11 protein-coding genes are annotated in these 14,009 nt (G+C 40.3%); 6 read left to right on the top strand and 5 right to left on the bottom strand.

What is annotated here, in order from left to right; genetic code table 11:
• The first annotated feature begins 3 nt into the window (after positions 1-3).
• Together QE382_RS10125 and QE382_RS10130 are read left to right on the top strand one after the other, a co-directional pair.
• Complete coding sequence (locus QE382_RS10125; RefSeq protein ID WP_070565508.1) at positions 4-1,107, top strand: HlyD family secretion protein; 1,104 nt, start codon at positions 4-6, stop codon at positions 1,105-1,107.
• A gap of 2 nt (positions 1,108-1,109) precedes the next feature.
• On the top strand, positions 1,110-2,693 hold the full coding sequence (locus tag QE382_RS10130; protein WP_293954952.1) for an MDR family MFS transporter: 1,584 nt from the start codon (positions 1,110-1,112) through the stop codon (positions 2,691-2,693).
• Positions 2,694-2,899: 206 nt separating this feature from the next.
• Here QE382_RS10130 and QE382_RS10135 read toward each other — a convergent pair whose 3' ends face one another.
• The 3 genes from QE382_RS10135 to QE382_RS10145 are packed head-to-tail and all read right to left on the bottom strand — an operon-like array spanning position 2,900 to position 6,205.
• The gene (locus QE382_RS10135) at positions 2,900-4,054 is read right to left on the bottom strand and encodes a glycosyltransferase family 4 protein (protein ID WP_307185781.1); all 1,155 of its coding nucleotides are present in this window, start codon (positions 4,052-4,054) and stop codon (positions 2,900-2,902) included.
• Complete coding sequence (locus QE382_RS10140) at positions 4,041-5,042, bottom strand: lysylphosphatidylglycerol synthase transmembrane domain-containing protein (RefSeq protein WP_307185782.1); 1,002 nt, start codon at positions 5,040-5,042, stop codon at positions 4,041-4,043. Before QE382_RS10140 ends, QE382_RS10135 begins: the two co-directional genes overlap by 14 nt.
• Entirely contained in the window at positions 5,030-6,205 is a 1,176-nt protein-coding gene (locus QE382_RS10145; protein WP_307185783.1) for a glycosyltransferase family 4 protein, read from the bottom strand. The genes QE382_RS10140 and QE382_RS10145 overlap by 13 nt, the downstream gene beginning before the upstream one ends.
• Positions 6,206-6,351: 146 nt before the next feature.
• Between QE382_RS10145 and QE382_RS10150 the strand changes: the two genes are divergently transcribed.
• Positions 6,352-7,395 carry an endonuclease/exonuclease/phosphatase family protein gene (locus QE382_RS10150; RefSeq protein ID WP_307185784.1) on the top strand — a complete coding sequence of 348 codons (1,044 nt, stop codon included), beginning with the start codon at positions 6,352-6,354 and terminating at the stop codon, positions 7,393-7,395.
• A gap of 129 nt (positions 7,396-7,524) precedes the next feature.
• Here the strand turns inward: QE382_RS10150 and QE382_RS10155 are convergent, their stop codons facing one another.
• Positions 7,525-9,150, bottom strand: a complete 1,626-nt coding sequence (locus QE382_RS10155) for an ABC-F family ATP-binding cassette domain-containing protein (RefSeq protein WP_070565495.1) — start codon at positions 9,148-9,150, stop codon at positions 7,525-7,527.
• 272 nt (positions 9,151-9,422) lie between these two features.
• Here QE382_RS10155 and QE382_RS10160 point away from each other — a divergent pair, with 272 nt between their 5' ends.
• The 3 genes from QE382_RS10160 to QE382_RS10170 all read left to right on the top strand — a co-directional run bounded on the left by QE382_RS10160 (position 9,423) and on the right by QE382_RS10170 (position 13,503).
• Positions 9,423-10,403 carry a hypothetical protein gene (locus QE382_RS10160; RefSeq protein ID WP_115045738.1) on the top strand — a complete coding sequence of 327 codons (981 nt, stop codon included), beginning with the start codon at positions 9,423-9,425 and terminating at the stop codon, positions 10,401-10,403.
• Positions 10,404-10,919: 516 nt separating this feature from the next.
• The gene (gene nhaA, locus QE382_RS10165) at positions 10,920-12,107 is read left to right on the top strand and encodes a Na+/H+ antiporter NhaA (RefSeq protein WP_307185785.1); all 1,188 of its coding nucleotides are present in this window, start codon (positions 10,920-10,922) and stop codon (positions 12,105-12,107) included.
• A gap of 169 nt (positions 12,108-12,276) precedes the next feature.
• On the top strand, positions 12,277-13,503 hold the full coding sequence (locus tag QE382_RS10170) for a DEAD/DEAH box helicase (protein WP_307185786.1): 1,227 nt from the start codon (positions 12,277-12,279) through the stop codon (positions 13,501-13,503).
• 62 nt (positions 13,504-13,565) lie between these two features.
• Here QE382_RS10170 and QE382_RS10175 read toward each other — a convergent pair whose 3' ends face one another.
• Positions 13,566-13,931 (bottom strand): VOC family protein, encoded by a 366-nt coding sequence (locus QE382_RS10175; protein WP_293954969.1) that lies wholly within the window; start codon positions 13,929-13,931, stop codon positions 13,566-13,568.
• Positions 13,932-14,009 lie beyond the last annotated feature (78 nt).

The raw sequence follows: 14,009 nt of genomic DNA on the forward strand, positions 1-14,009 counted from the left end.
GACATGGAAAATACAGTAGAAAACGCACCTGAAAAAAAAGGTACAAATAAAAAATTTACAATTGTTTTGGCTGCATTGGTCATCTTCGGAGGGGCTTATGGGGCGTATAAATATATGCATGGCCAGGCGCATGAGACTACAGACGATGCGCAGGTAGAGAAAAACATGAGCCCGATCATTCCACGGGTGGGTGGTTTTATCGCTAAAGTCTACGTAAAGGACAATGATTTGGTTAAAAAAGGGGATACGTTATTTACCATTGAGAGTCAAGACTATCAGGTTCGTGTGGACGAGGCATTAGCAGCCTTGGCAGCAGCTCAAAGTAGCTTTGATGTTTCAAAGGCAGATGTATCTGCGTCTTCGGCTAATGTGGCGATCTCAGATGCAACGATCCAATCCAATTTAGGCAGCATCGATGCGGCACGTATTCGTGCTAAGCAAGCGAACAATGATTATATCCGCTACCAAAACTTATACAATAACCAGTCCATTACGAAACAGCAGTACGAGCAGGCATTGACTGCGAAATTGGAAGCCGACAAGCAGGTTGAAATTTTGCAACAGCAACGCAATGCCAGTGCGTCGCAACGTAATGCAATCGTCAGTAAGACTACAGTGGCTTCAAAACAAACTTCTGTTGCTGAGGCGAATATAAAAAGAGCGAATGCACAGCTTGAGGCGGCTAAATTGAACCTTTCTTATACCGCGGTACTTGCATCGGTTGATGGGCAGGTGTCTAACATTAAGGTTCAGCCCGGTCAAATGGTCAATCCAGGTCAATCTTTGTTCTACATTGTCGATAATATTGAAACTTGGGTCGTTGCCAACTTTAAAGAGACGCAATTGGAAAAAATGAAGCCTGGTCAAAAGGTGGGGATCAAAGTGGATGCTTATCCTAATATCGAATTTGAAGGTGAAGTAAATTCTTTCTCACCGGCGACAGGATCGCGTTTTTCTTTATTGCCGCCAGATAATGCGACTGGTAACTTTGTGAAGACTGTTCAGCGTTTACCTGTAAAAATTAAATTGACAAAAGACAATAAAGCAGAAAATGTGGCTTTGCTCAGACCGGGCATGAATGCTGACGTAGATGTGCATGTTCAATAACTATGGAAAATTTAAATCAACAAGATAGTCTGGTTGAATATGGTTTTCGACGTGTTGTAATTACGATTACAGCGGTGCTTTGTGCGCTGTTGGAAATCGTGGATACAACCATCGTCAACGTGGCTCTGAACGACATGAAAGGTTCGTTGGGGGCGACCTTGACCGATGTCGCTTGGGTTATTACCGCGTACGCGATCGCCAACGTAATTGTGATTCCGATGACCAGCTGGTTGTCCCAACAATTTGGACGGAGAAATTACTTTGCTGCGTCTATTATCATATTTACGGTATCTTCATTTTTATGTGGTAACGCGACCAATATTTGGGAGCTTGTTGCATTTCGTTTTATACAAGGGATGGGCGGTGGAGCTTTGTTGGTAACAGCACAAACCATCATTACAGAAAGTTATCCGAAAGAAAAACGTAGTATGGCTCAGGCCATCTATGGTATGGGGGTTATTATTGGTCCTACATTAGGTCCTCCTTTAGGTGGATATATTATCGATAATTTCTCCTGGCCTTATATATTTTATATCAATGTGCCCTTAGGTATTATTGCTACATTGTTGACCTTATCTTTTGTACGCAGCCCCAAATACAGCCAAAAACAATCTGCAAAGGAGGTGGATTGGTTTGGTATGATCTTTTTAATCATGTTTATCGGTTCTCTTCAATTCGTTTTGGAGCACGGACAGCAGGATGATTGGTTTGACGATCCATTGATTTTAGGCCTATCAATCTTGTCTGTTTTCGGACTATTATTCTTTATCTGGCGGGAACTGGTGTACGACAAACCCATTGTTAACTTGCGGGTATTGAAGGATAAGAATTTGCAGGTGGGTGTAGTGATGAGCTTTATCCTCGGTTTTGGCTTATTCGGCTCGACTTTTATTATTCCAATCTATACCCAGTCGATATTGGGATGGACGGCCACAGACGCAGGTTTGTTATTGTTGCCAAGTTCGATCATGACCGGTATCATGATGCCTTTTATAGGAAAGATGATCCAAAATGGTGTTCCTCAAAAATATATGGTTGCCGTGGGGCTTAGTATCTTTTTTGGATTCTGTTTTTGGATGTACAGTCTCATGACCAATGATACGGGATCTGAGCACATGTTTTGGCCCCTGATTCTACGTGGAGTTGGCTTAGGATTGTTGTTCGTACCTGTCATGACACTCTCACTATCGACATTACATGGTAAGTCAATTGGTGAAGGTGCTGCCTTTACAGGGATGATGCGCCAGTTGGGTGGTTCATTTGGAATTGCCTTGATCACGACATTTATTGCCCGTGATAGCCAAAAACATCGTGTTGACCTGGTTGCCAATTTAGATCCAAGTAAATTTGATGTGCAACAACGGGTGCAACAATTGCAAATGAGTTTTCAGTCGAAAGGCTTTTCGCCTAATGAGGCGCTTGCCAAAGCGCATCAAATATTAGACATGAGTGTGATGAAGCAAGCGACCGTTTTATCTTATATGGATGTGTTTTTGTATCTCGGGGTTGTCTTTCTGATTTGTGTTCCTTTTGTATTGATGATCAAACAAGGGAAAACACAGATCGATATGTCCAGTGTACATTAGTATTGGATTCTTCTGCTGCGCTGTTATCATAGTGCACCATCCGTGAAGAACAATTTATCGTTCAATTAAAAAGTCCTCAAAAAGTGTTTAACTTTTTAAGGACTTTTTTTATGCACCAAGCAAGCAAGTTCTCTAAACAAGGCCTTTTGAAGAGCTTTTCCGCGTGGATGACAGATGCAGTCAACTTGATGCGGTATTACGGTCAATTATTTATCTGCTGCTGTAACTAAGTCTGCAAATGATTGGCAATAGGATCTAGCCATAATATCCCAGCTATATTGTTTTAAGGTGTTCTGTTTAAATTGTAGGCTTAGCTTTTTATAGTGGACTGGATCTGCTAAGATGGCTTGAAGTTGTTCGATCCATGCGTGTTGGTTTTCGCTTGGCAGGACAAGCCCATTGTAATTGTGTGTAACGGCGCTTGTAATTCCTTCTAATTCGGCGGCGACAACAATTGTGCCTGCTGTGGAAGCTTCTAGGCAGACGAGCCCAAAGCCTTCCATATCACCGGTCACTTCAATATTGGGCATCAAAAAGGCCTGTGCGTTGGTCAGGAGGCTTTGCAGTTGTTCGAATGGAACTTTTCCAAGATGTTCAATTTTTTCGGGGTATGCTTTCAGTAATTTTCGGATGGCCCCTTGATCGGTGGGAAATCCTAGGAATAGGGTGATTAAATGATTTATCTTTTTTGGTGTAAGCTGCAATAGGCGTTCTTTCCATGTCGGTTTTTGATCGAATGGCCCCACCATTAGTAATTTGAAATCGCCCTGAATCGCGGGGATGACATGTTTCATCAACCACGAGAAGCCCTTCCGCTTAACAGGGCGTCCCAAAGTGATAAAATAGGGCCTGCTTTCGCAGGTTGGTTCATTGTTTTGAGTGGAGCAGTGTATCGGATCTACACCGTTGGGTATAACAATAATTTTGGATGGATCGATACCACGTAACTGGGCGGCGTCGGCGGTGGCTTGGCTAACCGCAATAAGCTGATCAAATGTATTAAACCGCGGTATGATCTTACGTTGAAAATAACGAAGTGGAAAAACGATATCCAGACCGTGAAGCGTGACAGCACGTTTTAAATGGGTATATCCTTTATGAAAAGAGGCTAAGGACGCAATTAATCCATCGTTAAAGTGGATAAGCTTGATGCCGGGGTTATCGTTAATTTTGGCGAGAATGCGGCGATTCAGCTGGAAGAAGAAGGCTAAAAGAGGTTCCTTATTGTCATAGACTAAGGTGTGTACCTTCAAGTAAAGAGCTGCGGTATTGATGAGTTCAAAGCTTTGCTTTTCCATACCGCCAACACTTGGGGGATATTTGTGGCTGACAAATAGTATTTCTATTTCAGATGGGGACATGAACTGGTTTCTTTTTGATGCATAGATAAAATATAAAACCCAGCGCTACCCAGATAAGCTGTCGGCCGCGACGTAATAATGAAGCACTGAGCCAAATACTACCTCCTGTAATACCGATCATATGGAGTAGGAGCTTATTGGCGATTTCTTCAATACCCAGTTGCCCTGGAATAAAAGCACCGATGCTTTTCAGCACAATGACACTCATATCTACTATTAAACCATGTATTGGTAGAACTGCGACACCCAAAAATTTTAGAATATAATAGAATTCAAGGCTGCCAATAATCCAATGTAGTGCAAAAAGTAAGTAAGAATACCAAAAAACCTTATTTTGATGTTTATAAAAGTCTTTTACACTCCAAAGTAGTGACTGAACATGCGCTTGTGCTTTTCCAAAAGGTGTTGCTGTTGAAGCCTTGGTTTGTGAGGGAATTTTTGCAGCTATTAACCAGTAAAGTATCAGGATCATCAAAAGGAATAAAAATAGACAGATAATATATATTATTGGGCCTGTGTAGCGTATAATTTCATTTTTTAAAGGAGAAAATACCAACCAAAGCATAGCAATCAAAAAGAGTGTCAATTGAGACAGTACGGCAGTAATACGGGATATTGCAACCGAATTCAATCCTTCTTTTAAAGGAATGTCATAACGGGTTATCAATTGTGCCTTTAATAAATCGCCACCGATAATGCTTGTGGGATTGAATAGTCCAACGGTTTCCCCGATTTGATGGACGGCAAAGAGTTCGAGCAGATTGACCTTCTTTTTTGCAGGGCCTAAACATATCCACCAAGCTAATGTACCTAAAAAATAGGCCGCGCAAGTTGTAAACAAAATAACGATGAAGCGATAACCAACAGAGGAGAGCTCTTTTTTCAACGCATTTAAATCGCTTTTCGCTAAAAAGATCGTGATGGACGCCAGAATCAAAAGTAAAAAAACACCTTTGATGAGTTGGCTTGGGTTTGTTAATTTGCCCATGCCAAATCGACTTCCTGTGTTTTGTCTATCAATAGTTCAATGTCATTAAAATAGCGTCCAGCTAGTCTATTCCAATCCAGTTGCCCAACATAGGATAGACCTTCAATGACGAGATTACTTTTTAAGCTTGCGTCGGAGAGAATTTTTTTGAGGTAGTAAACATATCCAGCCGCATTTTCAGGTTGACACTTAAATCCATTTTTTCCGTGCTGAATCAAGGACGCCGAGCCTCCGCCGTTGGCGATAACACAAGGAAGTCCGGATGCTAATGCTTCGACGACGACGTTTCCATACGTTTCTGAGACCGACGGAAAAACAAAGACATCGGCCGAAGCATATAAAATTGCGAGCTCATCATGGCTTTTCTTTCCTAAGAAAATGGCTTTAGGCATCTCTTGCATCGCAATTATTTTGGCTGTTCCTTCACCGACAACAATGAAATTATAGTCGAGGTTTTGGGCATGTATCTGTTGATAGATTTCAATAAGCGTTTTAATATTTTTTTCCCAGACGATACGACTGACAAAAAGGATTGTTGGTTTGTCATTCTTTGTGATGGTCTGCAGTTGAGATAGATTCTTTTTTTGGGGGTTAAACAGAGCTGTGTCTATTCCTCTTTGCCAGAGCTTTAATCCTTCTTGTTGTAAGCCGATCTGCTGTAATTCATTTAGAATGGATTTGGTCGGTACATAGACAATATCACATTTATTGTAAAAGTTATTCATTGCTTTTTTTATCCATTGTTCAGTCGGTTTGACTAAGGGTAATATGTTTTTGAAATAATAGGCAATGTATGAAATGAAGTGTGTATGATAGATTGTAAGGACAGGAATACCTTTCCGTTTGGCATAATTTAAAGCAAAAAAACCTAAAAGGGAAGGAGTTGCAATATGGATCATGTCGGGAGCAAATTTATCTAAAGCGAGCTCAAGTTTCTTTTTAATAAGCTGTGGAATAGCGAGACAATAATCGTCATTGACCGGTATTTTGAATGTGGGAACCTTGTAAGAATGGAAATTTCGAAATTGCGTAGGGCCGCCGCCATAAATAAAGAAATAGTTGAATTTCTGCTGGTCTATACGGTTTATCAGCTGAAACATTGTCCGTGATGCACCGTCAAAATCCTCGACGAGTATCTCTGTAAAGAAGGCTACCTTTCTCATGTTATTCTTATTAGGGGTTGTATAAAAATAGTTGAAAGCTGTAACCCCTATGCTATGCAGGTATTAACCTTTTGTCATTATAGTGTTTATAAATTATTAGTTTTTAATGATTTGTGTATAATTATTAAAAGTAGAATTAATTGAATATGATAACAGAGCTAATGTTGGTGGAGTACCTTTGGAGTGAACAAAATATTCAGTCCATGCTATTAGATCTATTGTTCGAAAAAAAAATTAGACCCAAGGGTTTTCGAAAGATTGTCATCTTATTTATTTGTGCGTCTGCCGGTGTTATGTTGGGCTTTAAGTTGAAGCCAAAACAACAGCCGAAGTTTAGTAATTCGGTGTATGCAGCTATGCCGGAGGCGACATACGGAAAGCTAAATTTGTTAACATACAATATAGCTGGCCTTCCTGAATTGATTTCCAGTGCTGTAACCGAGCGGTCTTCCAGTATTACGTCGATCGGCAATCGGATCAATGCGTTTGATATTGTCAATGTACAGGAGGACTTTAACTACAACAAGTTTCTTTACAGCGAAAATAAGCATAGCTACCGAACGGCAAATATGGGTGGAGTACCTTTTGGAGACGGACTGAGTACACTTTCAAAATATCCGATCGTAGAGTTTGAGCGAATAAGCTGGACCGATTGCAATGGTGCAGATTGTCTGACGCCTAAAGGCTTTTCTTATGCTCGAATTCAATTGGCCAAGGCAGTATTTATTGATGTTTATAATGTACATGCGACAGCGCAGGATGATCAGAATGCAACGATTGCCCGGCAGAAGAATATAAATCAGCTAAAAGCCTATATCAAAAAGTATTCGGCTGGCAGACCACTTTTGATTATGGGTGACTTTAATGCACATTATGCTTACGAGCTGGATAACATCGGTTCTTTTCAGAAGGACTTAGGTTTGGTAGATGCATGGGTAAGTTTACGCAACAAAGGTGATATTCCCGGGCATAAAGTGAATTTTGAAGCGAAAACAGCATTGGAGTTGACAGAGGATTGCGAAGGTATTGATAAAATTTACTATCGCAATAACCATCTTTTGCTATTTGAGGCAAAGAATTATCAGGTTCAAAAAAAGCTTTTTCAAAACGAAAAGGGCCAAGATTTATCCGACCATTGTGCGGTGTCCTTACAATTAGGTTGGCGTGTTGTCAAACCTTCGGTTCAGTAAAGTAAAACTTTCTCAATTCTTTCATATCAATCGCGATTAGCACTGAACCCCTCAGTGCTTTTTTAATGGACATCAAAAAAGCCCCATAAAATGAATTATGGAGCCTTTATTAAATTGGGATAAATTATCTTATTTATACATTTCTTCACGTTGTGCTTTCACTACATCGCTATTAATGTATTCATCGTAAGTCATCAATTTGTCGATGATACCTTTCGGGGTCAATTCGATGATTCTATTGGCAACAGTTTCAGTCAATTCGTGGTCACGGGATGTGAACAGCATGGATCCTTTAAAATCAGACATTCCATTGTTCAATGCAGTGATAGATTCCAAGTCCAAGTGATTGGTTGGTTCATCGAAGATCAGGAAGTTGGCACCTTGAAGCATCATACGGGAGAACATACAGCGCATTTTTTCTCCTCCCGAAAGCACAGATACTTTCTTCATAACCTCTTCACCGGAAAACAACATTTTCCCCAAAAATCCCCGTATAAACTGTTCATCTGCTTCTGGGTTAGTTGTATATTCTCTCAACCAATCAACCAAATTATCACTTTTTCCTTCAAAGAACGCAGCATTTTCAATCGGCATATCGGCAGGAGTGATGGTAACGCCCCATTTGAATTCGCCGCCGAAATCGGTGTCTCTACCAGTGATAATATCGTAAAATGCTGTGGTAACCAATGAATTTGGACCTAGAACAGCGATTTTATCGCCTTTATTAATCATAAACGTAATATCCTTAAAGAATACCTCGCCATTGACCGTTTTGCTTAATCCTTCAACTTGTAGCGTTTGATCTCCTGGTTCACGATTCATGGTATTGAACATGATGGCAGGATATTTACGGTTGGATGGTTTAATCTCGTCAATATTGATCTTATCCAAGGCTTTTTTACGAGAAGTAGCTTGTTTGGATTTGGAAGCATTGGCAGAGAACCGACGGATAAATTCCTGGAGTTCTTTTACTTTATCTTCCATTTTCTTGTTTTGATCAGAACGTTGTTTTAACGCTAATTGAGAAGATTCGTACCAGAATGAGTAGTTACCCGTATAGATTGTCATCTTACCAAAATCAATATCCACTGTATGCGTACATACAGCATCCAAGAAGTGACGGTCGTGGGATACAACGAGGACGATTGCTTCGTAACTCGCTAAAAAATCCTCTAACCATGCAATGGTATTAATATCCAAATCATTGGTAGGCTCATCGAGAATCAAAATATCGGGTTTACCGAATAATGCTTGCGCTAAAAGTACGCGGACTTTTTGGTTACCGTCGATTTCAGAAACCAACTTATAATGTAGTTCTTCTTTAATACCCAAACTGCTCAATAAAGTTGCGGCATTTGATTCGGCATTCCATCCATCCATTTCAGCAAAAAGACTTTCCAATTCGCCGGCACGTTCGCCGTCGGCATCAGAGAAATCCTCTTTCATGTAAATGGCATCTTTCTCTTTCATGATTTTGTAAAGCTCTTGGTTACCCATCATGACAGTTTCAAGAACAGTAAACTCATCGAAGGCATAGTGATCCTGACTTAAAACAGACATGCGTTCGCCTGGCGTGAATGCCACTGAACCTGTCGAAGGATCAACTTCCCCCGAGATAATTTTTAAGAAAGTAGATTTACCCGCTCCATTAGCGCCAATAATACCGTAACAGTTTCCAGGTGTGAATTTTAGATTGACATCTTCGAATAGTACACGTTTACCAAAACGAAGGGAGAGATTTGACACATTAATCATGCTGCAAAGATACGTTTTAATATTGTATTTTTAACTATTTACGGTGATCAGTTTCAGGAGAAATTGAGGAGAGTAATGTCGGGGAAATCAACTGTTTTTAGCTTCTTTTGAAAATCTGTTTGCTGTGAAATTTCAATGGATGAATAGGATCTTTGAAATGACGTGTGAAATCCGGTAATGTGTGCAAACAATGAATTAATAAATTATAAATATTGTGTTGGTGATTTAAATTGGCTTCTTTTTTGTGGACAAGAGCTGAAATGAAATCAATTATGAAAAGAAATAGAATAACCGGTGTCGTTATACTTACAGTTGCTTTTTTATTTAATATCCAAGGAGCCTCGGCTCAATTTGGAGGGCTATTGGATAAGGCAAGCAAAGCCGTTGCTTCCAAGGGAAGCAAAATGTTGGGTTTGGATAAACTGCTAAAGGAACCAGAAGCGATCAGTACAAGTTTTGAGGATGTAAATAGGAAGGGGGAGCAAATGCCTGATTTTCAAAATACGGCTGTTTATAAACCTTTAGAAAATTTGCAAAAGAATGGCAATGATGGTTACCTATTGGAGGCTGGACATTTTGAAATGACCAATAAGAGCTATTGCTTGAAAGCAGGTACTTATGCGCCTTCGAAAGGTGATGGATATATGTATGCACCTACATTGGGCAAGAAGAGAGAAGTGGTCATTGCAATTTTGAAAAGTGCTGAAAAGCACCCAGAAGTTGCCCAATCTGACATACAGATGCTATTGTGGACGATCATAGCGAAGACAAAATTTATTGATTATTCGGGTCCGGTGAAAGAGACAGCCTTAAAATTGCTTACAGCTGAACAAATTTTGCATTTGGAAGGTGGTGCGCTCGGCGTTTTGCCATTCGATGTTGTCCAAAAGGCAAAAGACCAAATGCCTCCTGCAGTGCAGACAATCTTTGAAGCGGAAAATAATATTCGGCAGCTCGTTTCCTCAGGAAACTATTCGTACGCTGATTTTGAACAATATGCAATCTTAGCTGGTATGGCTGAACCTCGTACGGACGTTCCAAGTGGTATTTGGACGCTTCACCCCGATGGTTATTATGTTCGCTATTTTCCAAGTGGTTATGCGATTACCAAAGTTCAGGTGTATGTCCCTCAAGAGTTGATTACAAAATTGAATGGCAAGAAGCTTGTATACGATGCAACAGACGATATTGCATGTCCGGCAAATACGGGATCGCAACGATTAGCACAAACGAATGAACCGATTCGTGATTAAGATGTGAGGCATTGAAAGGTCGATAGGAAAGAGAAGGGTATAAAGAGGAAATTTAATGAATAAGGGAGATCTACTGATCTCCCTTATTCATTAAATTTCCTCTTTTGCCTCCTGTATAATATATAAACAATGACAATAATAGCGATGATTGCTAAAATAATGTAATGGGAACCTGAATGTTGGGTTTTATCCTCTGTCGTCTGCGCATATGTAAAATTTGCCACGAAAAGAAGTACCATGAAAATCCACTTCTTGCACATAATAAACGGTTTATTAACTATAGTAGCAAGCTAAGTATTTTTTGCAACAAAGCCAAATTATTTCATTAAAAAATGACAAAGCTTTTTATAAAAATTTAATGTATAATTTCTGTTTCTCCCATTTGATTTGTTAGGTTCGAAAAATAAAAGGGTAGCTACATTGGATATAACCCGGGATATCGTCGCTCGAATTCGGTAAATGGTCATAAAAATCGTATCTTGTGAACCTTTGTAAGCGTTTTTAGATATTCAAATCATGTCAAAACTTATCAATTTAACTGTCTTTAGAGAATTCTTAAAATCCAGCTTTGCAGGTGGAATTATACTTTTTTCCTGTGTTATTCTAGCATTGATCGTTGCAAATACACCTTTGTATGCCAGTGTAATGGAATTCCTGAACAAGGAAGTAGGCTTTGAGAGCGATCATGTTCATTTAAAATATTCGTGGTTATTGTGGCTCAACGATGGTTTGATGGCTATTTTCTTCTTACTGGTGGGGCTCGAGATAAAACGTGAAATTGTAGAGGGTGAACTCTCATCGCCAAGTAAAGCAATCCTGCCCATTTTGGCTGCGGTTGGGGGGGCACTTTTGCCAGCCATCATTTATTTAGCTTTGAATCAGGGCACCTCGACTGTACATGGTTGGGGTATCCCCATGGCAACGGATATTGCATTTGCTTTAGCCGTTATCACGCTTCTCGGGAATAAAGTTCCTGCCAGTCTTAAGATCTTCTTGGCTGCTTTGGCCATTGTTGATGACCTACTTGCCATATTGGTGATTGCGATCTTTTATAGCAATGGTATTCATGCGACCTATTTATTTATTGCTTTAGGCATCTTTCTGTTTTTGATCGTGTTGAATAAACTGGGCGTTAAAGCGATATGGGCTTACCTTATTCCGGGTCTATTTATTTGGTACTTTGTTCACCATTCTGGCATTCATGCTACAATAGCGGGTGTGCTTGTTGCCATGACTTTGCCAACAACACCCGACGCGGAAGAATCCCCCCTGGAAAAATTGGAGCATCTGTTGGCCAAACCCGTCAATTTTATTATCATTCCGCTGTTTGCATTTGCGAATACGCTTATTCCAATCCATGGGGAAATGATTGGTGGTTTGACTTCAAAATTGGGGATTGGTATTATCTTCGGTCTAATCGTTGGAAAATCAGTTGGAATATTTTTGATCTGTTTCATCGCCAAAAAACTGAATATTGCGCAATTACCGGAAGGGGCTGGCTGGAAACAGATTTTTGGAGTAGGCTTATTGGGGGGAATCGGTTTCACGATGTCGATCTTCATCTCGATACTGTCTTTTGATGATAACATATTAATTGAGGAAGCAAAGTTTGCTGTGCTGATCGCTTCTTTTTGCTCAGGCATGCTTGGTTATACTGTTTTGAGTGTTGTGTCATCTGGAAACAGAAAACAGATTACCGATTAATTTCATCTACAGAAACATGCTATGTTTGGCTTGCAACTTCATTCCTAATTTCTGCGTGGATTAGTCCCACGGCGACGTTGTTTGGAATAAGTAACTAGCTATCGGTATTAATTTTAGAGTTTTATGAATTAGATTTAGTAATTTAGGGCACAACAATAAAAACAATACGTTGAGATTTGATGAATTTGGCTTTGTTCCAGCTTTGGAAGAAGGTTTAGAAAGTATGATGTTTGAGGAAGCTACGCCGATCCAAGAACAGACCATCCCGATTATTAAAGAGGGAAAAGATATGATTGCCTGTGCACAGACAGGTACAGGTAAAACAGCGGCTTATATGTTGCCGATCCTCGATGCGATAGCGCGGGATTCAAAGGAATCCATTCTTGCTATTATCCTTGTTCCCACCCGGGAACTTGCTATGCAAATCGATCAGCAAATTATGGGCATGTCTTATTATACCGGTGCAACATCCATAGCCATCTATGGTGGGGGCGACGGTATGGGGTACGAGCAGCAAAAGCGCGCTATACGAGAGGGAGTAAATATCATTGTTGCTACGCCGGGTAGGTTGATAAGCCATCTTACCTCCATGAAGATTGATCTCTCTCACTTAAAGCACTTTGTTTTGGATGAAGCCGATAGTATGTTGGATATGGGATTTCAAGACGATATCTTACGTATTGTAAGTTATCTGCCGAGGAAAAAGCAGATGCTTTTGTTTTCAGCAACTATGCCAGTAAAAATCAGGTCCTTTGCCCGAAAAATCCTACTAGATCCTGTGGAAGTCAATATTGCCATTTCCAAACCCTCGGAGGGAATTGATCAACGTGTATATCTTGTCTATGATCAACAGAAAATGGAGCTCCTAAAAATGATACTGAAGGATCCGAACTATGTATCGGTTATTATTTTTGCATCCCAAAAGACCACGGTCAAACTTCTTGCTCAGGAATTACAGAAGCAAGGAATTGATGCCGAGGGATTCCATTCGGATCTCGAGCAGTCGAAACGAGAAGATATCATGGGCAGATTCCGCTCCCGTCAGGTACGGGTACTGGTGGGTACCGATGTCATCTCCCGTGGTATCGATGTTGTGGGGATCAGTTTGGTCGTTAATTATGATGTTCCACCAGATCCGGAAGACTATGTTCACCGTATCGGGCGTACCGCGCGGGCAGCGACCACAGGAACGGCCATTACCTTTGTTAATGAAAAGGACCAGAATCGCTTCGTCCAGATTGAAAGTTTAATAGGTTATCCGATTGAACAACTGCCATTGCCTGAGGGGTTTGAAGCGGGACCTATTTACAACCCTGGCAAAAAAAATCCGCAGCATAAGAAGAAGCGTTTCAATAGGAATAAAAATAAAAACTATCAGAAAGCTAAAAAGGCTTAGTTTTAGACTATAAAGCCCCCATATCAGAAGAACATGGGGGCTTTATAATAAAATGTATATTTTTATTCTATAGTCCACACGGCTAATTCATATCCATCAGGATCCTGGAACTGAAATCTTTTTCCGCCCGGGAAACTGAAAATATCTTGCAATATCGTGCCGCCAGCACGGATAACCTGATCACGCGTAGCCTGTAGATCGTCGGCATAGATAACGACGAGAATACTGCCATTTCTGGGGGCACCAAGTGTAAAACCACCATCAACATATTTTCCTCCAAAAGATGTATATTCCGGCCCGTAGTCTGTAAACTCCCAACCGAAGCTCGTCGTATAAAATGCTTTGGAACGTTCAAGGTCGCTTGATACAAACTCAAGGTATTGGATCTGCTGGTTAACAAATTTTTGTTCAGTATCAGTATTGCTCATAAAGGTAATATCTATTTAATGTATGTATAATAAATTGTTAGATCTGTTTTTACGGTTTAGGAATCAAAAGCCAAACCG

The sequence above is a fragment of the Sphingobacterium zeae genome, from assembly GCF_030818895.1.
Lineage (GTDB): Bacteria > Bacteroidota > Bacteroidia > Sphingobacteriales > Sphingobacteriaceae > Sphingobacterium > Sphingobacterium zeae.